The following is an 18,469-nucleotide window of genomic DNA, read 5'->3' on the forward strand; positions in this document are numbered from 1 at the left end:
TCACAGAGTGGCGAGGCGACGGAAGCGGCTGCCGTGGAAGACGAGGGGCGCGGTGTCGGAGTTGATCTGCAGACCGTCGATCGACAGGAGCGCGATCGTGTGGTCGCCCGCGGGCACCTCCGAGTCGAAGACCACGTCGAGCCAGGCCGCGGCGTCGTGGACGAAGAGTCCGCCGCCCGGCGAGACGTCCCATTCGATGTCCTCGAAACGGTCCGGCGACCGGCTCGAGATGGCTCGACAGATCTCGTCGTGCCCCTCGGCGAGCACGCTGATGCCGAGCCTGCCGTGCTCGCGCAGACGCGGCCACGTCGTCGAACTGTTCTGGAAACACACCGACACCAGCGGTGGATCCAACGACACCGAAGTGAACGAACTGGCGGCCATGCCGACGGGCGCGCCGTCGACGACGGCCCCGACCGACGTGACCCCGGACGGGAAGCACGCGAATGCCTGCCGCAGCGGGACCGGGTCGGCCGTCATCGGTTCGAAGTTGATCATCGCTTCTCGCTCCTTGTCAGAAGACGGTGTAGCCGCCGTCGATGACGATCTCGTCGCCCGTCTGGAATCCGCCGATCCCGCTCGCCAGGTAGACGGCGAGCCGGGCGAAGTCGTCCGGTGAGCCCCACCTGCGTTGCGGCATCCTCTTCATCACGTTGGTCTCGAATGCCGAATGGTCGAGTTCGCGGCCGATCAGGGGCGTCTCGGTCCAGCCGACGATCATCGAATGCGCGTTGATCCCGTGCCGGGCCAGCTCGACCGCGCACGACCGCATCATCGCCGAGAGGCCCGCCTTACTGGCCGCATACCCCTGGCCGCGCGGGGTGCCGTGTTTGGACGAGACGCTCGACGTCCCGACGAGCACGCCACCACCGCCGCGGGAGACCATGTGCCGCGCGGCCTCCCTGATGGTGAGGAAGGCGCCGTCGAGGTTGACGTCGAGCACCTCCCGGAAGTCGGCGAGCTCGGTGTCGACGAACGCCTTGTCGGTGCCGCGTCGACCCGCGTTGGCGAAGCAGGAGTCGACGCGACCGAACTCGTCGACGGTCTCGGCGAACGCCTCGATCACCGCCTGCTCATCGCTGACGTCGCACCGCACCGAGTGCACCTGACCGCCGATCTCGGACAACTCGGCTTCGGCTGCCGCGTTCCGTTCGGCGTTGGTGCCCCAGATGCAGACGTCGGCGCCCGCCCGAGCGAGACCGCGCGCCATCCCGAGACCGATGCCGGAGTTCGCGCCGGTGACGACGGCGACGTGGCCCTTCAGGTCGAAGAGATCGCTCATGCCGGCAGCAGCCATTCGGCGTTGGTCCGGAAGAACTTCTCCGTCAATTCGGCTCCGAGCGGTTCCATCCGGGCCAGCATCTTCGCCTTCGAGTCCTTGCCGCCCTCGGTGTGCGGGTAGTCCGAGGAGTAGCAGAACACGTCAGCCAGGTCGGGATCGTCACGGAAGTAGCGGTCGACCGGCTCGAAGTTGAACGGCGACACCCGCACATTGCGGTTGATGAATTCCGACGGCCGCAGCGAGAACTTCTTCGCGTCCGCGCCGGGGAACACGTCGACGTACATGTTCATCCGACGGGCCGCGTTGCCCACCCAGTGGGCTCCGACCTCCATCAGGCCGACGCGCAGTCGCGGGAAGCGTTCGAATACGCCGCCGAGCACCAACGTCGAGAGATAGTTGTCGATCGCCATGTGCACGGTCGAGAAGATCTGCAGGTTGGCGTTCGGGATCTCCGCCGACTGGAACATCGACGAGAACGTCTCCGCGTACGTCCACCTCGGGTCGAGGAAGAAGAACTCGGTGCCGATGTGCAGGGTGACGGCCACATCGGCCTCTTCGAGCAGCGCCCACATCGGGTCGAACGCCGAGTTCGCGGGCGACAGGCCGCCGGGCGGGACATCCGCCTGCAGGTACACGGCGCGTACGCCACCGTCGACCAGTGCCTTGGCCTGCGCGATCATCTCCTGCGCCGTCGGACGTGTCCGCAGAACGCCGACCGCTCGGATCCTCCCGTCGTCGATGCTCGCGTTCTCGATCGCCCACGCGTTGTGGTCGACGACGAACTGCTCGGCGAACTCCGGCCTGGTCAGATCGCCGAACATAGACGTGTCCGCGCCCCATCGCGCGGCATAGGCGTCGTCGTTCATGCCGCCGATGATCAACGCTGCGAGCGCCGCCGTCGGGAACACGAGCTGTCGATCGATGCCCATCACGTCGAGGACCTCGGCACGTCGACTGAGATCGATCGCACTCGGAGCGGGCGCGCCCTTGATCGACCAGATCGTGTCCGCGTCGATCTCGGTGACGTCGCCGACCACGCCCGGCTGATGCGGATTGGTCGGGGTGGGGTCGGGGTGGGCGCGGCTCGCCGATTCGAAGAGATCTCCGAGCATGCGGCCCGACTCGCCGAACGAGTCCTTGAGAAGGTGGCCGGGGATGTTCTCGTGACTGTCGACGTCGTGGACCAGGAGTGCTGTCATTGGGTTGTCTTCCGCTCGTTTCCGTTGTTGCTAGATCGATCTATTGATCAGCGCGCCACTGCCTTGATCGGAGTGCCCGCCGCTTCGGCGTACTTGAACGCATCGTGGACCTCGATGGTCGGAGCCGAGTCGCCGATGCGGGAGACTCCCGGCAGATTCTCGAAATCGGGTCCGAGGTTCTTCGCCATCAGGCCCGCGAAGTTCGGGTCCTGATACATGCGCTCGCCCGAGATCTTCTTCGTCTCCGGGTCGAAGCTCATGACCACCAGGTACAGGCCGTTGATGCGCTCGCCGTCGTCGTCGGTGAAGGTCATGTGCGCTTCACGGATCAATGTGTTGGGTGCGACGGCGTGCACGCGCTTCTCCGCGGCGACGCCGCCCGCATCGTTGAGGATGCGCTTGTACACCTCGCGGATCGCGTCACGGCCGTCCACCTGGAGGCCGAAGAATACAAGTTCGTAGTGCGGGTTCTCGACGAGCGTCGCCATCGTCGCCTCGACGTCCTGTTCGAGTTCTGCGATCTCGTGCGCGAGAAGGATTTCTTCCATCTCTTTCTTCGTGAGGTCTGCCATGGGAATCACCTGAGCCTTCGAGGGAGTTTCGTGAACTGGGTCACTCTGCGTGAGTGAGATCAGCGTCTCACTCACGCAAAGCGGGGAGGATCCGCCAATCGCGGCGGGATTCGGCCGGGCTGTCAGCCGAGCGCGCGATTCAGCGGATGGGAGAGAACGACGTCGGGTCGAGGAAGACTGCGGTCGCGCCGGCGGTGACCCGCTCGCCCGTCGACTGGACCTCGGCCCACTCGGGGTCGGCCCAGAACGCCTCCCACGACGCGGCCGCGGCTTCGCGGCTGTCGTGGCCGACGATGTACGTGAGATTGTCGGTCGGTGCGCCGGTGTCGTCCGACTCCACCCAGTAGCCGATGCTGGTCATGCCGTGCTTCTCGAAGAGTGCGACCGCGTGATCGTTGAACCGTTCCACAAGCGCCTCCACCTTGCCGGGGAAGGCCGTGTAGGTGCGGAGTTCGTAGACGCGGGGGCTGTCCGTGCTCATGACGAGATCCGTCCTTCCGTGTCAGTGGTTGGCGTTGGCCGCGTGCTCGGCGGCCCGGTCCAGACGAGGCACAGGCGGCGGCACCACATCCGCAAGACGACTCACACCCGGAATGTCACCGAAATCGGCGCCCAGGATCTCCGTCATCGACGCACAGAAACTCGTGTCCATGTACATCCGCTCCCCCTTGATCTTGTCGCCCTCGAACGCCATCACCGCGAAGTACTGACCGGTCACCCGACCATCCGGAGTGTCGAAGTAGACGTACGCCTCCCGGCACAGCTCGTTCTCCGACACCGCGTGCACCCGACGATCGGCCCACGTGTTGACCCGCTCACTACCCGGCAACATGCGCTTGTACGTCTCCAGAACGGCGTCGTGGCCTTCGATGCGCCACCCATCGTCGGCAGCTCGTACACGGGATTCTCGACGAGAGTCGCCATCGTCGCGTCGAGATCCATATCGAACTCGGCCTTCTCATGAAGAGCGAGCAACTCTTCCATCTGCTGCTGGGTGAACTGTGCCATCGTCTGGCTCCTGCCTGAAGGAGGGAAGCGCGGCCCGTCTCGGGTCCGCGAATGAGTCGAGGCGGGCGGATGTCGCACCAGAGCGCCTCTCGCAGATTCACTAGATAGATCGATCTACTGCCGAAGACAGTAACGTGCGTCACTCGCGACGTCAATGGATTCGGAGAAATTATAAATAGAACGATCTAGCGCCCTCGTGCGATGGGCGCTACGGTAACGGTCATGCTTCTCACCGAGACCGCAGACCGCGTCCGCACGATCACACTGAACCGCCCGGAGTCGCGCAACGCGCTGACACCTCGGCTCGTCGCCGAGATCCAGGCCGCGTTCGCCGCCGCCGACGACGACCCCGACGTCGCCGTCATCGTCCTGACCGGCAGCGATCCCGCGTTCTGCGCCGGCGTTGACCTCCGAGTGATCGGAGCCGAAGGAGGCTGGGACAACATGGGGTCACCGCCCGGGTCCGCAGCGGGCGACGCCCCGATCGGTCACCCGTGGACGCCGATCTCCAAGCCCGTCATCGGCGCGATCAACGGCCCGGCCGTCACCGGCGGACTCGAGCTCGCCCTCGCCTGCGACATTCTCATCGCATCCGACCGCGCGCGCTTCGCCGACACCCACGCCCGCGTCGGAATGATGCCGCTGTGGGGGCTCACCGCACGCCTCCCCGAGGCCGTCGGATTCGGCTTCGCACGGCGAATGAGCCTCACCGGCAACTTCGTCGACGCCCCGACCGCCCTGGCCCACGGCCTCGTGACCGACGTGGTGCCGCACGACGAACTGCTCCCCGCGGCGCACGCCCTCGCATCCGACATCGCATCGAACAACGCGGCGGCCGTCGAGTCGATCCTGGGGTCGTACCGACGAGTGCAGGACGTCGCACTGGCACCGCAGGTGTCGATCGAGACGGAGACCGCCACGACATGGCTCGCCGGCGACGCCGGGACGCGGATCGCGGCGGACGCGGACGCCGTCATCGAGCGAGGGCGATCACAGTCTCGCCGATAGACAGATCGATCTAGTAAACTGTGGGGATGACTTCGAGCACCCGCACATCCGACACCCGCACCCGGCTCGTCGAGTCGGCCGCATCGCTGTTCAGCAAGCAAGGCTACGGCGGCACCGGCATCAAGACGGTGCTCGCCGACGCGGAAGCTCCGTACGGCTCGTTGTACCACTTCTTCCCCGGCGGCAAGGAGGACCTGGGCGTCGCCGCCCTGCGGTTCGGCGGCGAACGCTACCGCAAGCAGATCGAGGCCTTCCATCCCGCGGGAGCTGATCCCGTCGAGGCGACGGAGCGCTCGTTCCAGCACGCGGCCGATCTGCTCGCCGCCACCGACTACGAGGACGCCTGCCCCATCGCGACGATGGCGCTCGAAGCGGCCAACACCCACGAGTCACTGCGGGTCGCGGCGGCGGAGGCGTTCGAGTCCTGGCTCGACGTCCTCGCCGCGCGCTTCGCCGAGGCCGGCATGACCCCCGCCCGCGCCCGCGAAGTGGCCGTCGAGTGCTTCTGCCTCATGGAGGGCGCGGTCATGCTCGCCCGCACCACTCGATCCCCCGAACCGCTCCACGTCTCCGGCCGCGCCGCCGCCTCCCTCGTCACGGCCGCCCTCGCCTGACCGACCCAGCGTCGGCCCTCGACTGCGCTCGGGAAGCCGGCAGGCACGCAACACTCCAGCCGCCCGTCGAGCGCAGTCGAGACGCACCGAGCGGAGCCGAGACGCCGGGGCGCTCGACTCCGCTCGGTGGGAAACTACAGCTTGACCAGGGTGCGGCCGCGGACGGTACCGGCGAGAATGCTTCCCGCGGTGCCCTGAATGTCGTCGAGAGCCACCTCGTTGGCGATCGAACCGGTGAGATTGCGGGGCTTCAGGTCGGTGCCGAGGCGCTTCCACACCGCGGCACGCACGTCCGGCGGGCACATCACCGAGTCGATGCCGAGCAGGTTGACGCCGCGGAGGATGAACGGCAGCACCGTCGTGTTGACGACGGGACCTCCGGTGAGGCCGCAGTTCGCGACCGAACCGCCGTAGCGAGTGTTCCGCAGCAGGTAGGCGAGAGTGTCGCCGCCGACCGGGTCGACGGCGGCCGCCCACCGCTCCCCCTCCAGCGGCGGAGCCTCGGTGGCCGAGACCTCCTCGCGGCTCAAGATCTCGGTGGCGCCGAGTTCGCGCAGGTAGTCGTGCTCCGACTCCTTTCCGGTGCTGGCGGAGACCTCGTAGCCTAGGCCCGCGAGCATGTCGACGGCGACGCTGCTGACGCCGCCGGTCGCACCGGTCACCAGCACGCGGCCCTGGCCGGGGCGCAGGCCGTTGTCCTCGAGACGCTGGATCGCCAGGCCCGCGGTGAACCCCGCTGTGCCGAGGAGCATCGCCTGCTTGGGGCTGAGCCCGGCGGGAAGCGGCTCGAGCCAGTCGGCGGGCACGCGGGTGTACTCGGCGTAGCCGCCGAAACGGGCGGTGCCGAGTTCACGGCCGATCGCGACCACCTCCTGCCCGACCTTGAACCGCGGATCGTTCGACTCCACGACGGTTCCGCAGACGTCGATACCGGGGATCATCGGGTACGTGGCGACCACCGGGCTCTCCGGCAGCATCGCGAGACCGTCCTTGTAGTTGATGCTCGAGTACCGCGTGCGGACGGTGACGTCGCCCGCGGGCAGATCGTCGAACGTCAGCTCTCGGACTCCCGCGGCGAACTCGCCGTCGCTCTTGCTGAGCACGAACGCCCGGAACGGTGTGGCAATAGCAGTCATGTCTTCTCTCCTTGTCGGGATGGGTTCGGCGAACCGCGGGATCAGCCCGCGGCGACGTCGATCGGGGTGGGTTCGGCGGTGTCGAGAACGAGCGCCGCGAGGCGGTCCCGGTGCTCGTCGGCCGACCCGAGCAGTGCCGCGTCGGTGACGGCCCGCTTCAGATAGAGGTGTGCGCTGTGCTCCCACGTGAAGCCGATGCCGCCGTGCGACTGCACCGCGCCGCGCGCGACCGACGTGTACGCGTCCGAGCACACGGCCTGCGCGATCGATGCGGCGACGTCGGGATCATCGGTGCCGTCCTGCAGTGCCCACGCACCGTGATAGGCCGCCGACCTGGCCTGTTCGACGTCGATCAGCATGTCGGCCAGGCGATGCTTCACGGCCTGGAACGAGCCGATCGGCCTGCCGAACTGCAGTCGGCTGCCCGCGTAGTCGACGCACAGGTCGAGCAGGTGCTGGGCGCCGCCGACCTGTTCGGCGGCCAACAACACCGAGCCGACCCGCGAGACGTGGTCGCGGATCGGTCCGGCGACGTCGGCGATGAGGCGGGCAGGAGCGCCGTCGAGGACGACGCGAGCCTGCGGTCGGGTCTGGTCAAGGGTCGCGAGCCTGGTCCGAGCGACGCCCGGACCCTCCGTGTCGACGACGAACAGCGCGTCGCCGTCGGGTCCGCCCGCGACGACGAGCACGTGGTCGACGTCGGCGGCGTCGACCACCGGACCGAGGTCGCCCGACAGCAGCCAGTCGCCGCCGCTGCGCGACGCGGTGGCCGGTCCGTCGACGAAGGTCGCGGTCCGCGAGCCCTCGACCAGCGCGCCGAGCAGTTCGTCGCGCACCGATGACTCGGGTGAGGCGACAAGCGCCGGGATCGCCGACATCACGGTCCCGACGACGGGCCCGCAGTACACGGCGGCGCCCAGTTCCTCGACGAGGATCGCCGCGTCGACGATGCCGCCGCCCGATCCGCCGACCTCTTCGGGGACGCCGAGTCCGAGGACGCCGAGTTCGGAGCCGAGGCGGGCCCAGGCCGCGGGGTCGAACGCGGGCGTCGACTCCATCAGGCGGCGGACCGTCGTCTCGTCGGAGTTCGTCTCACAGAACCTGCGGACCGCCGACCGCAGTTCGTTCTGCTCGTCGGTGAACGCGAATTCGTCAGCCACGGGGCACCTCTCTCCAGGGACGGCCTGCATCGGCGCGCAGATCGCCCGGCAGGCCGAGGATCCGTTCGCCGAGGATGTTGCGCAGCACCTCCGAGGTGCCGCCTTCGATCGTGTTGGCGCGCGACCGCAGGAACCGCTGCTGGACGTCGCCGCCCCGATTCGCGTCCTCCGCACGCACCTCGGTCATCGCATAGCTGCCGTACAACGCGGCTTCCGGGCCGAGCAGGTCCATGCAGAACTCGTAGACGCGCTGATTGAGTTCGGCTCCGACGAGCTTGTCGATGGACCCCTCGGGGCCCGGACCGCGGACCGTCGCCGTGACACGGCCGCGTTCGGACGTGAGACGCCCGGCCTCGGCGCGCAGCCACAGCTTCGTGAGCCGGTCCCGCAGCACCGGAGTGTGCCGGTCGGGGCGCTGCGTCCACAGCGCGACGGCGTCGGCGATCGTGCCCTCCCCTCGCCGCAGTCCACTCGCGCCGATGCTCGACCGCTCGTTCATCAACGTCGTCATCGCGACCCGCCAGCCGTCGCCGACCGCGCCGAGGCGGTGACTGTCCGGAATCCGGACGTCGGTCAGGTACACCTCGTTGAACTCGGCCTGCCCGGTCATCTGCCGCAGCGGTCGAACCTCGACACCGGGAGCGGTCATGTCGACCACGAAGTAGGTGAGACCCTTGTGTTTGGGCACGTCGGGGTCGGTGCGCGCGATCAACAGCGCCCACGACGCGATGTGCGCCAGCGTGGTCCACACCTTCTGCCCGTTGACCACCCAGTCGTCGCCGTCGCGGACGGCCGATGTAGCGAGACCCGCCAGGTCCGAACCCGCACCGGGCTCGGAGAACAGCTGGCACCAGATCTCGTCGGCCGACGCCAGCGGTCGAAGCCAGTGCTGCGCGAGCTCGGGAGTCTGCGCGTGCTCGACGATCGTCGGCGCGGCCATCCCGTGTCCGATCGGGTTCAACAGACTCAGGCTCGGCACGCCGGCCTGCTCGGCGATCTCGTCGGCGACGCCCTGCAGGCCGCGCGACAGGCCGAGCCCGCCGCGTCCCTCCGGGAAATGGACCCACGCCAGCCCGGCGTCGTACCAGGCGCGCAGCACGTCGCCGGTCGGCGTCGTCGCCGGCGGATGCTCGGCGATCACATCGCGGGCCGCATCGGCCACACGGTTACGCATAGTTCTCTTCTCTCTTCGTCTCTTGGTCTCTTGGGTTGGGTGCCTGGGTTCGGCGTGGTTTCGACTCGATGCCTCGGCTAGCGCCTCGGAATCGGCTCAACCACCGAGCGAAAAGCTCTCGACTTCGCCTCCGTTCGACCACCGGGCGAAAGACGCTCGGCTTCGACTCCGCACAACCACCGGGGTGGACGCTCGGCTTCGACCCCGCTCAACCACCGGGGGTGGGGGCTCGGCTTCGACTCCGCTCGACCGCCACGCGGCAGGCCGGATCAGGCGGCGAGGGGACTGCCGACGGTGACGACGACGGCGACGGTGCGGCCGGGGTCGGAGGCGATGAGCGCCCCGGAACGACCTCCGGTCGCTTCGAGCGAGCCGACCATGCTGACCAGGGACCGCAGCGGACCCGACCGGGCGAGGCGGCCGAAGCCGAGCTCGCCGCCGCGCGGATTCACCAGGTACCGGCTGATGCCGGTCGACTTGATCCACGCGACCGGGGTGATCGGATCGTCCTCGGGCAGTTCCAACTGATCGAGGTGCGCCGCGTCCACCCCGCACGGAGCGAGCATCGCGTCGAACGACGACGCGTCGAGCGGTTCGACGACGCCCGACCGCGACACCACGTCGAGTCCGGCCCGCCACCGCAGTCCCAAGTCGAGCGCGCGCGCCCGGCTGGTGACGATGACGGCGCTCGATCCGCGGGCCGGGCCCGGGCACTGCGACCGCCGGGCGCCGAACGTGTCGGCGAGATAGCCGGGCGCCGTCGTGACGATCTCCCGAGCGAAGTCCCCCGCGAGCGAGCATTCGATCGACCGCGCGAACGATGACCGGATCCACTGCAGCACCTCGTCGGCGCCGACCTCCCAACGATTCGCGACGGTCACCGCGGTGCGCCGGAACCAGTTGTCGTCGGCGTCTGCGGCGAACGCTCCCGAGCCGAAGTCGCTGGCCGCGACCACCGCGATCAGGTCCGGACGTTCACCGACCGCGGCGACCGCCCGTTCCAGCGCGGTGGCTCCGGTGGCGCTGACCGTGGTCCGCACGTTCAGCGGCGGCTCCTCGAACGTCCAGCCGTCGGGTGTGCTCGCGTCGGACGGCAGATACCGAGGGTCGGCCAGGAACAATTCCCCGACGGCGTCCACGTCGATCCCGGAGCGGTCGAGCAGCGCCCGGACGACGCCGTCGAGGATCTGCGACGGCGTCTCCGGGACTCCGGGGCCGTCGGGGACCACGGCCGATCGTCCCGCGTCCACCAGGACGACGTCGGCGGTCACGACCGGGCCCCGAACGTGGCCGTCATGAACGACGGATCGATCAACATTCCGTGGACCTGCTGGTTGTGGCTGTGCGTCAGCTGGTGATACGCGAATGCGGTCTGCATCGCGTTCACCCGGCCCTGGTTGTCCTGCGCGGCGTTCACCGACTCCTTGGCGAGCCGGAGCGCGAACAGCGGCTTCTGCGCGATCCTCGACGCGAGGGCGAGGGCGCTGTCGGCGAGTTCGTCGCGCGGCACCACCCTGTTGACCATGCCGAGTTCACGGGCCTCCTCCGCCGACAGGAAGTCGGACGTGAAGAGCATCTCCTTCGCCTTGCGGACGCCGACCTCGAACGGGTGATTGAAGAACTCGACCCCCGCGACGCCCATCGACGCCGTGTTGTCCTGGAACTGGGCGTCGTCGGACGCGATCACCAGATCACACGGCCACACCAGCATGAGGCCGCCCGCGATCACCTTGCCCTGCACGGCGGCGATCGTCGGCTTCGGAAGGTTGCGCCACCGTTCCGACAGGCCGATGTACATCTCCTTCTCCACCGCCATCTGCGACTGGGCTCCGTCGCACGCGAAACCACACCACGTGCCGACCCGATCGTGCTCGGTGATGACGCCTATCCGATCCTCCTCGCGCAGGTCGTGGCCCGCGGAGAAGTGCGGACCGTTCGCGGCGAGGATGATGACGCTGACGTCGTCGTCCTGCGCGGCGCGGTCGAACGCGTCGTTGAGCTCGTACAGGAAGCTCATGCTCTGCGCGTTGCGCGTGTCCACCCGGTTGAGGACGATCCGTGCGACCTTGTCGGCCGGACGCTCGTACAGGATGTCGCTCACGACTGCGCCCGGCCGTCCAGGCGTGAGACGGTGTCGGCCGCCGCGCCCTTCGCCATCGCCTCCGCGCCCGCGACCCGCTCGTCGGTGAGCGGCGGCAGGAGGTTCGGGACCAGCGCCACCGGCAGGTCGCTCTGCGCGATGGGACGGTGGTTGGAGAACGTGTCGAAGCCCGCCTTGCCGTGATAGCCGCCCGACCCGCTCATGCCCGCGCCGCCGAACGGGACGTCGTCGTTGTTGTAGGCGAGCGCGAAATCGTTCCGGGAGACGGCGCCCGACGTGGTGAGCTGCACGAACCTCTGGAAGTCCGCGGTGTCGCCGCCGAACCAGTACGACGACAGCGGATGCTCGCCCGCGGCGGTGTACGCGATGGCCTCGTCGACGTCGTCGTAGGTGTGCAGCACCAGGACGGGGCCGAATATCTCTTCGCCGTGGATCTGCGCGTCGGCGGGGACGTCGGTGAGCAGGGTCGGCGGGATCCGGCGGGCGTCGGCGAGCGGGAGGGCCGCCAGTTCGGCCTCCGGCACGAGGACGTGTTCGGTGGCGCCCTTGGCCGTGGCGTCGTCGACGAGGCCGGTCACCCGGCGGTAATTGGCGTCGTCGATCATCGACACGACGTCGGGGTTGTCGGCGAACGTCGGGAAGTACGTGGCGATCGCGTCGCGGTAGGCGGCGACGAACTCGTCCTTGCGCGCGGCCGGGACGAACGCGTAGTCGGGCGACAGACAGACCTGGCCGTTGTTGAGCATGCGGCCGCCCGCGATGCGGACGGCCGCGCCCGCGATGTCTCCGTCAGGGGCGACGATCGCCGGGTTCTTGCCGCCGAGCTCGAGCGTCACCGGGACCAGGTTGGCTCCCGCCGCGGCGGCGACGAGGCGTCCCACCTTGGGCGAGCCCGTGAAGAACAGGTGATCGAACCGCAGGTCGCTGAAGGCGCGGGCGGTGTCGAGGCCGCCGCCGACGACCACCACCTCCTCCGGGCTCATCCGGGACGCGACGGCGCGGGCGAACACCTCCGCGGTGCGCGGGGCCATGTCGGAGAACTTGATCATCACGCGGTTGCCCGCGGCCAACGCCTCGGCGGCGGGCGCGAACACCAGCACCACCGGGAAGTTCCACGGGCCGATGACGCCGACGACGCCCTTCGGACGGTGCTGGACCTGCGTCGGGATGATCCCGCCGAGCCCGGCCTGCGCCTGCGTCGGGGCCATCCACTCCTCGAGGTGGTCGCGGGTGTGGGCGATCGACTGGAGTGCACCGAGGATGTCGATCTCCAGCGACGTCGTCGTCGGGCGGGAGCCGAAGTCCGCGGCGAGGGCGTCGGCCAGTTCGGCCGTGTGCTCCAGGACGCCCGCCACCAGGCGGTCGATGCGGTCGCGGCGGGTCGCCGCATCCGGGATCGGGTCGGCGGCGTGCGCGGCGCGCTGGGCGTCGAGCAGTCGCTGAAGTTCGGCTGCGGTGACGTCTGCGGTGATGTCGGAGGCGGTGATCGTCATGGGACTAGCTCCTTGTTCTCGGAGTGGGAGGTGTCGGGGGACGGGGTGGTGAGTGCGATGTCTTTCGCCCAGCGGTAGTCGGCCTTGCCCGCGGGGCTGCGGAGCACCTTGTCGACGCGGACGAAGTCCTTGGGCAGCTTGTAGCGGGCCAGCCGCGGTTCGATGTCGGCGCGCAGTTCGTCGTCGGACGGGTCGTGGCCGTCGGCCACCGCGACGACGGCGACCACCTCGCTGCCCCACCGGTCGCTGGGGCGGCCGACAACAACGACGTCGGCGATCCCCGGGTGGACGATGAGCGCCTCTTCGACCTCTTCGGCGTAGATCTTCTCGCCGCCAGAGTTGATGGTCACCGAATCGCGGCCGAGAAGTTCGATGCCGCCGTCGGCGAGGTGCCGCGCGCGGTCGCCGGGGATCGCGATGCGCTTGTCGCCGATCGTCGGGAAGGTCCGCGCCGTCTTCTCGGCGTCGCCGAGGTAGCCGAGCGGAATCGCGCCCCACCGACCGAGCCACCCCGAGCGGGGGTCCCCCGGTTCGAGGATCTGCTCGTGATCGTCGTCGACCACGCAGCTGCCGGGCGCGGCCGCGAACACGCCGGAGGTGGCAGGCGCCGTGCTCATGCTGATGTTCGACAGCTGCGAGCCCGTCTCCGACGAGCCCGCGACGTCGGCGATCGCCAGGTGCGGCAGCGCGTCGAGGATCCGCTGTTTCACCGGGGCGCTGAGGATCGCGCCGCCGGTGCCCATCATCTGGACGGTCTTCCCGCTGCGGCCGCCGCGGTCGAACTCGTCCATCAACGGGGTGGCGAACGAGTTGCCGACCATGTTCATCAGCATCACGCCCTCGCCGTCGATCACATCCCAGATCGCCTTCGCGTCGAGGCGGTCGACGACGGCCGGGAACACCACCGAGCCGCCGGAGAGGATGCCCGCGAGCGCCACCCACTGGGCCGCGGCGTGCATCAGCGGGGGCGTCGGCAGCACCACGCGCGCCGGCCCCGCCTCGATGAGCTCGACCGCCTCGTCGAGTGTGTCGACCTCGAACAGTCCGGCGGGCATGAACGCTGCGATGGAGCTCAGCAGGATCTCGGCCTGCGTCCACAGCACGCCCTTCGGCATGCCGGTGGTGCCGCCGGTGTAGACGACGTACAGGTCGTCCGGGTCGGGCGACGTGTCTGGTGCGGCGGTGCTCGCGGCGGCGAGCGCGGCCTCGTAGTCGAGCGCGCCGGGCAGCAGTTCGTTGCCCGATTCGTCCGCCACCTGCAGCAACAGCACCGGACGTTGCCGGAGCTCGTCGAGGATCGCGCCGAGCGTCGGTGCGAAGCGAGCGTGGTAGATCACGGCCTTCGCGCCCGCGTCGTCGAGCAGGTAGGCCAGCTCCGCCTCCACGTAGCGGTAGTTGACGTTGAACGACGCGGCGCGCGCGGCCGCCGAGCCGAGCATTCCTTCGAGGTACTCGTTGCCGTTCAGCAGATACAGCGCCACCAGGTCTTGCCCGGTCTCCCACGGCTGCAGATCGGCGCGTTCGGCGTCGATCCCGATCCCGTGCTCCGCCAGAACGTTCGCGAGGGCGTTGACGCGACCCGCGACGTCGCCGTAGCTGAGACGCCGATCGCGGAAGACGATGGCGTCGCGGTCGGGCATCGCGGCGGCGACTGCGGCGAACAGGGTTGCATGATTGAATCTCATCTCGTCACTCCTGGGTATCGGTGATCAGGCGGTTCGGACGTCGACGAGGGCTTGACGCTTCTCCACGCGCACGACGCGCAACGCCTGCTTCAGCGCGTCGGCGAGGTCGCTGCGGTTGCGGACGGTGACGCCGTGACCGCCGGAGGCCGTGCAGTACGACGCGAGGTCCGGCGACGGCGACAGGTCGGAGAACCGTCGTTCCGCGTTCGCGACCGCGGTTCCCGTCGGGTAGGCCAGTTCGGTCGCGCCGTCGACGGCGCCCCAGTTGCTGTTGTTCGCGATGATCGTGAGGACCGGCAGGTCGTGCTTGGCGGCCGCGTGGTGGCAGGCCGCCGGGTTGGCGAACATGTACGCGCCGTCGCCGAGCGTGGCGACGACGGTCCGCTCCGGCGCGGCGAACTTGGCGCCGAGCGCCGCCGGGAGTCCCCAGCCGAGGCCGCCGGACGCCGGCAGGAAGTAGTACGTGCCCGGCTTGGTGCGTCCGAGCAGGTCGGGGTAGGAGACGTACTCGTTGAAGACGATGTCGTCCTCGTCGAGCAGGTCGCCGAGGATCGACGAGATCGCGGCGGGGCTGATCGTCTCGTCGGTGACGGCGGCCTCCTGTGCGCGGAGCGCGTCGACGCCTGCCCGGTAGCCCGCGGCGGTCGCCTGGATCTGCTCGGCCCGCGAGCCGTCGACCGTCCGTTCGTCGAGCGCCTCGATCAGTTCGCTCAGGAACGCCGACGACGACGCACTGACCGTGATGTCGGCGCGGTGCGAGCGGATGGGGTACGCCGAGAACAGCGGGTCGATGCCGACCTGCGCGATGTAGGTCCCGTCGGCGGGAGCCTCCCGCTTGGGGATCCACGGGACGTCGCTCTCCAGGAAGACGATCACGTCGGCCTTCTCGAACACGGGCGCGATCTGGCTGCCGACCCGGTTCGGATGGTCGGACGCGATGTTCAGGTAGCGGGCCCACGGGTCGGCGACGCCGACTGCGAAGCGGGTCGCCAGGTCCTCGAGCAACGGCACGGCCGACGGGTCCTGGCCCGCGGCGGTCGCGACGATCACCGGGTACTCCGCGCCCGCGATGCGGTCGGCGATCTCGGCGACGGCCGCCGGATCGGGCTGGACGACGGACGAGACCGGGGTGAACTCGCGGGTCGCGGGAACCGGCGGCTCGTCGGCGGCCTCGGCGAGCACCTCGCGGGGCAGGGACAGGTAGATCGGGCCCTGCGGTTGCGACGTCGCCATCGACAGCGCGCGGTCGACGACGGCGTCGACCTGGCGGGGATCGCGGAGTTCGTAGTCCCACTTCACGAACTCGCGGACGATGCTGGCCTGGTCGAACATCTCCTGCGACCAGTGGATCGGCAGGTCTCGGTCGCCGACGGCCCCGGCCTCGATGATCGGTGAGCGGCCCGCGGTGATGAGCAGCGGGATCCGGTCGCGAGACGCGTTGGCGACGGCGCAGGCGACGTTCGCCGTGCCCACGTTCACGTGCACCATCAGGACCTGCGGTTTCCCGGTGATGAGGGCGGCTCCGTGCGCCATGCCGCCCGCCAGGTTCTCGTGCGCGCAGATCACCGGTTCGGGCAGTGCGGGCCCGCCGTTCTGCAGGTTGTCGGCGTACGCCTCGACGATGGGAGCGAAGTCGGTTCCCGCGTTGACGAAGAACGATTCGATCCCGTATTCGGCGAGGGCCGCGAGGTACCGGGCGGCGGCGGTGTCAGTCATGAGGTGACCTTCGTTAGATGTCGGATGGAACGGGGAGTCAGGGAGTCGGTGATGGTCGCGAGGTCGCGCCACTGGGCGAGCGGGAGGCCCGGCGCGTCCTCGCAGAGCACCTGGACGGCGACGTGGTCGGCGCCCGCGTCGAGGTGCTGCTGCACGCGGGTCGCGATGTCCGCGACGTCGCCGTGCGCGACGATCGCGTCGACGAGACGGTCGCTTCCGCCGTGTGCGAGGTCGTCGTCGGTGTAGCCGAGTCGGCGCAGGTTGTTCGTGTAGTTGGGGAGCGCGAGGTAGCGGGCCATGAAGCCGCGGGCGACGGCCCTGGCGCGTGTCGAGTCGGTCTCGAACAGGACCGTCTGCGCGGGCGCGAGGAACGCGTCCGCGCCGATGCAGTCGCGGGCCGCCGCGGTGTGCTCGACGGGCACGAAGTAGGTGTGCGCGCCCGATGCCCGCCGCGCGGCCAGGCCGAGCATCCGCGGGCCGAGTGCCGCGAGAAGGCGCCGCGGCGCGACGGTCGGCTGTGCGCCCGCGAACACGCTCGCATCCATCTGATCGAGGTACTCGACCATGCCGCTGTAGGGTTTCGCGCTGTACGGCGACCGGTGCGTGCCCTCCACGAGCGGCTGATGGCTCACCCCGATGCCGAGGAGGAAACGCTCCCCGAACGCCTCGGTGAGCGTGCGCCAGCCTGCGTTCATGGTCATCGCGGTCCGCGCGTGCAGACTCGCGATGCCGGTGGCGACCGTCATCGACCTCGTGGCCTCCAGGAGCAGGGCGGCGCTGGCGAACGGCTCCCGAGCGAACGCCTCGGGCACCCACAGCGCGCCGAAACCGAGGTCGTCGAGTTCGGCGGCCACGTCACGGGACTGCGCCATCGGCAGGACGTCCAACTGGTACGACCAGACGCCGAGCGGCCCGAGGTCGGTGACGGTCGACGTGCTCATGCCGGCAGGAGCCATTCTGCGTTGGTGCGGAAGAACTTGGTGGTGATCTCGTCGCCGAGCGGCTCCACCTTGGCGCGCATCTTGGTCAGGGAGTCCTTGATGCCCTCGACGTGCGGGTAGTCGGTGGAGTAACAGAACACGTCGGCGAGATCGGGGAAGTCGCGGATGTACTGGTCGACGGGCTCGAAGTTGAACGGTGAGATGCGGATGTTGCGACGCACGTACTCCGACGGGCGCATCGAGAACTTCGCGGCCGACGATCCGGGGAACACGTCGACGTACATGTCCATGCGCCTGCTGGCCGGTCCGAGCCAGTGCGCCCCGACCTCCAGGAGTCCCACACGCAGGTTCGGGAAGCGCTCGAAGACGCCGCCGAGGACCATCGCCGACACGTAGTTGTCGACGGCCATGTGGATGGTCGAGAACATCTGGATGGTGTTGTTGGGCAGCTCGGGCGACTGGAACAGGTCGGCGAAGGTCTCGGCGAACGCCCACCGCGAGTCGAGGAAGCCGTACTCGGTGCCGATGTGCAGGGTGACCGGCACATTCGCCTCCTCGAAGAGCCGCCAGAACGGGTCGAGCGCCGAGTGCGCGGGCGAGAAGCCGCCGGGCGGGGTGTCGGCCTGCACGTACACGGCGCGGACTCCGGAGGTGACGAGCTTGGTGGCGGTCGCCATCATCTCGTCGAGGTTCTCGCTGGTGGGGACGATGCCGACCATGCGGATGCGGTCGGGATCCGGCGTCGGACCGCTGAGCACCCAGTCGTTGTACGCCGACAGGAAGCTGGACGTGAACTCCGGCTTCGACATGCCCTCGAGGGTGTCGTTGTCGCCGCCGAACCTCATCTTGAAGCCGAGGTCGTCCATGCCGCCGACCATCATCGCGGCGATCGCGGTGGTCGGGAAGACGAGCTGCCGGTCGATGCCCATCGTGTCGAGGACGTCGGCGCGGCGTCCGAGGTCGATGGCGCTCGGGGCCTTGGGACCCTTGACGATCCAGACGTCGTCGGCGTCGACGGCCGAGACGTCGCCGACGATGTCGGGTTGGTGCATGCACGTGTCAGTCGGATCGGGTCGGAGCTCGTCGGATCGCCGGAGGATCTCCCCCATGATGCGACCCGGCTTGCCGAAGACGTCTTCGAGCAGATGGCCCGGGATCATCTCGTGACTGTCGACGTCGTGCGCACGTACCTGCATCGTTGCCTCCTGCAGCAATTCCTCGTCGGAGCGAGGATCCTGTCGTGATGGGAATCACTAGATAGATTGATCTAGCGGTTCTATTAACCACGACTTCCGATCCGAGGTCAACCCCCTCGTCTGGGCGCGTAGCATCCGCCAGTGACAGCTCCGCGCCGCCGGAGGACGCCCCACGCAGCACCTT

General features: G+C 68.9%; 18 protein-coding genes. 2 read left to right on the plus strand and 16 right to left on the minus strand.

What is annotated here, in order from left to right; all coding sequences use genetic code 11:
* From GYB83_RS10585 to GYB83_RS10610, 6 genes are all read right to left on the minus strand, one after another.
* Window positions 1-498 (minus strand): flavin reductase family protein, encoded by a 498-nt coding sequence (locus GYB83_RS10585; protein ID WP_161895442.1) that lies wholly within the window; start codon window positions 496-498, stop codon window positions 1-3.
* A 16-nt stretch (window positions 499-514) separates the two neighbouring features.
* Window positions 515-1,282, minus strand: a complete 768-nt coding sequence (locus GYB83_RS10590) for an SDR family NAD(P)-dependent oxidoreductase (RefSeq protein WP_161895443.1) — start codon at window positions 1,280-1,282, stop codon at window positions 515-517.
* Window positions 1,279-2,481: an amidohydrolase family protein gene (locus tag GYB83_RS10595; protein WP_161895444.1), complete on the minus strand. Its 1,203-nt coding sequence runs from the start codon at window positions 2,479-2,481 to the stop codon at window positions 1,279-1,281. Before GYB83_RS10595 ends, GYB83_RS10590 begins: the two co-directional genes overlap by 4 nt.
* A gap of 47 nt (window positions 2,482-2,528) precedes the next feature.
* Window positions 2,529-3,053 carry a hypothetical protein gene (locus GYB83_RS10600; RefSeq protein ID WP_161895445.1) on the minus strand — a complete coding sequence of 175 codons (525 nt, stop codon included), beginning with the start codon at window positions 3,051-3,053 and terminating at the stop codon, window positions 2,529-2,531.
* A gap of 139 nt (window positions 3,054-3,192) precedes the next feature.
* Complete coding sequence (locus tag GYB83_RS10605; protein WP_161895446.1) at window positions 3,193-3,534, minus strand: NIPSNAP family protein; 342 nt, start codon at window positions 3,532-3,534, stop codon at window positions 3,193-3,195.
* 21 nt (window positions 3,535-3,555) lie between these two features.
* Window positions 3,556-3,885: a hypothetical protein gene (locus GYB83_RS10610; RefSeq protein WP_161895447.1), complete on the minus strand. Its 330-nt coding sequence runs from the start codon at window positions 3,883-3,885 to the stop codon at window positions 3,556-3,558.
* A gap of 398 nt (window positions 3,886-4,283) precedes the next feature.
* Here GYB83_RS10610 and GYB83_RS10615 point away from each other — a divergent pair, with 398 nt between their 5' ends.
* Both GYB83_RS10615 and GYB83_RS10620 read left to right on the plus strand, forming a co-directional pair.
* Complete coding sequence (locus GYB83_RS10615) at window positions 4,284-5,069, plus strand: enoyl-CoA hydratase (protein ID WP_161895448.1); 786 nt, start codon at window positions 4,284-4,286, stop codon at window positions 5,067-5,069.
* A 26-nt stretch (window positions 5,070-5,095) separates the two neighbouring features.
* Complete coding sequence (locus GYB83_RS10620) at window positions 5,096-5,683, plus strand: TetR/AcrR family transcriptional regulator (protein WP_161895449.1); 588 nt, start codon at window positions 5,096-5,098, stop codon at window positions 5,681-5,683.
* A gap of 134 nt (window positions 5,684-5,817) precedes the next feature.
* On the opposite strand, the gene GYB83_RS10625 is transcribed toward GYB83_RS10620, so the two are convergent.
* The 10 genes from GYB83_RS10625 to GYB83_RS10670 form a co-directional block, all read right to left on the minus strand.
* Window positions 5,818-6,819, minus strand: a complete 1,002-nt coding sequence (locus GYB83_RS10625) for an oxidoreductase (protein ID WP_161895450.1) — start codon at window positions 6,817-6,819, stop codon at window positions 5,818-5,820.
* 41 nt (window positions 6,820-6,860) lie between these two features.
* Entirely contained in the window at window positions 6,861-7,979 is a 1,119-nt protein-coding gene (locus GYB83_RS10630; protein ID WP_161895451.1) for an acyl-CoA dehydrogenase family protein, read from the minus strand.
* Window positions 7,972-9,153, minus strand: coding sequence for an acyl-CoA dehydrogenase family protein (locus GYB83_RS10635; protein ID WP_161895452.1), 1,182 nt, complete (start codon window positions 9,151-9,153; stop codon window positions 7,972-7,974). The genes GYB83_RS10630 and GYB83_RS10635 overlap by 8 nt, the downstream gene beginning before the upstream one ends.
* 269 nt (window positions 9,154-9,422) lie before the next feature.
* Window positions 9,423-10,424, minus strand: a complete 1,002-nt coding sequence (locus tag GYB83_RS10640) for an acetyl-CoA C-acetyltransferase (protein WP_161895453.1) — start codon at window positions 10,422-10,424, stop codon at window positions 9,423-9,425.
* Window positions 10,421-11,254 (minus strand): enoyl-CoA hydratase, encoded by an 834-nt coding sequence (locus GYB83_RS10645; protein ID WP_161895454.1) that lies wholly within the window; start codon window positions 11,252-11,254, stop codon window positions 10,421-10,423. The genes GYB83_RS10640 and GYB83_RS10645 overlap by 4 nt, the downstream gene beginning before the upstream one ends.
* Window positions 11,251-12,747, minus strand: coding sequence for an aldehyde dehydrogenase family protein (locus GYB83_RS10650; protein WP_161895455.1), 1,497 nt, complete (start codon window positions 12,745-12,747; stop codon window positions 11,251-11,253). The genes GYB83_RS10645 and GYB83_RS10650 overlap by 4 nt, the downstream gene beginning before the upstream one ends.
* Window positions 12,744-14,432 (minus strand): AMP-binding protein, encoded by a 1,689-nt coding sequence (locus GYB83_RS10655; protein WP_161895456.1) that lies wholly within the window; start codon window positions 14,430-14,432, stop codon window positions 12,744-12,746. The genes GYB83_RS10650 and GYB83_RS10655 overlap by 4 nt, the downstream gene beginning before the upstream one ends.
* Before the next feature lie 24 nt (window positions 14,433-14,456).
* The gene (locus tag GYB83_RS10660) at window positions 14,457-16,148 is read right to left on the minus strand and encodes a thiamine pyrophosphate-requiring protein (RefSeq protein ID WP_161895457.1); all 1,692 of its coding nucleotides are present in this window, start codon (window positions 16,146-16,148) and stop codon (window positions 14,457-14,459) included.
* Window positions 16,145-17,089 (minus strand): LLM class F420-dependent oxidoreductase, encoded by a 945-nt coding sequence (locus GYB83_RS10665; RefSeq protein ID WP_161895458.1) that lies wholly within the window; start codon window positions 17,087-17,089, stop codon window positions 16,145-16,147. Before GYB83_RS10665 ends, GYB83_RS10660 begins: the two co-directional genes overlap by 4 nt.
* Entirely contained in the window at window positions 17,086-18,285 is a 1,200-nt protein-coding gene (locus GYB83_RS10670) for an amidohydrolase family protein (protein WP_161895459.1), read from the minus strand. The genes GYB83_RS10665 and GYB83_RS10670 overlap by 4 nt, the downstream gene beginning before the upstream one ends.
* Window positions 18,286-18,469 lie beyond the last annotated feature (184 nt).

This window comes from Gordonia spumicola, assembly GCF_009932475.1.
In the GTDB taxonomy this organism is placed as follows: Bacteria; Actinomycetota; Actinomycetes; order Mycobacteriales; family Mycobacteriaceae; genus Gordonia; species Gordonia spumicola.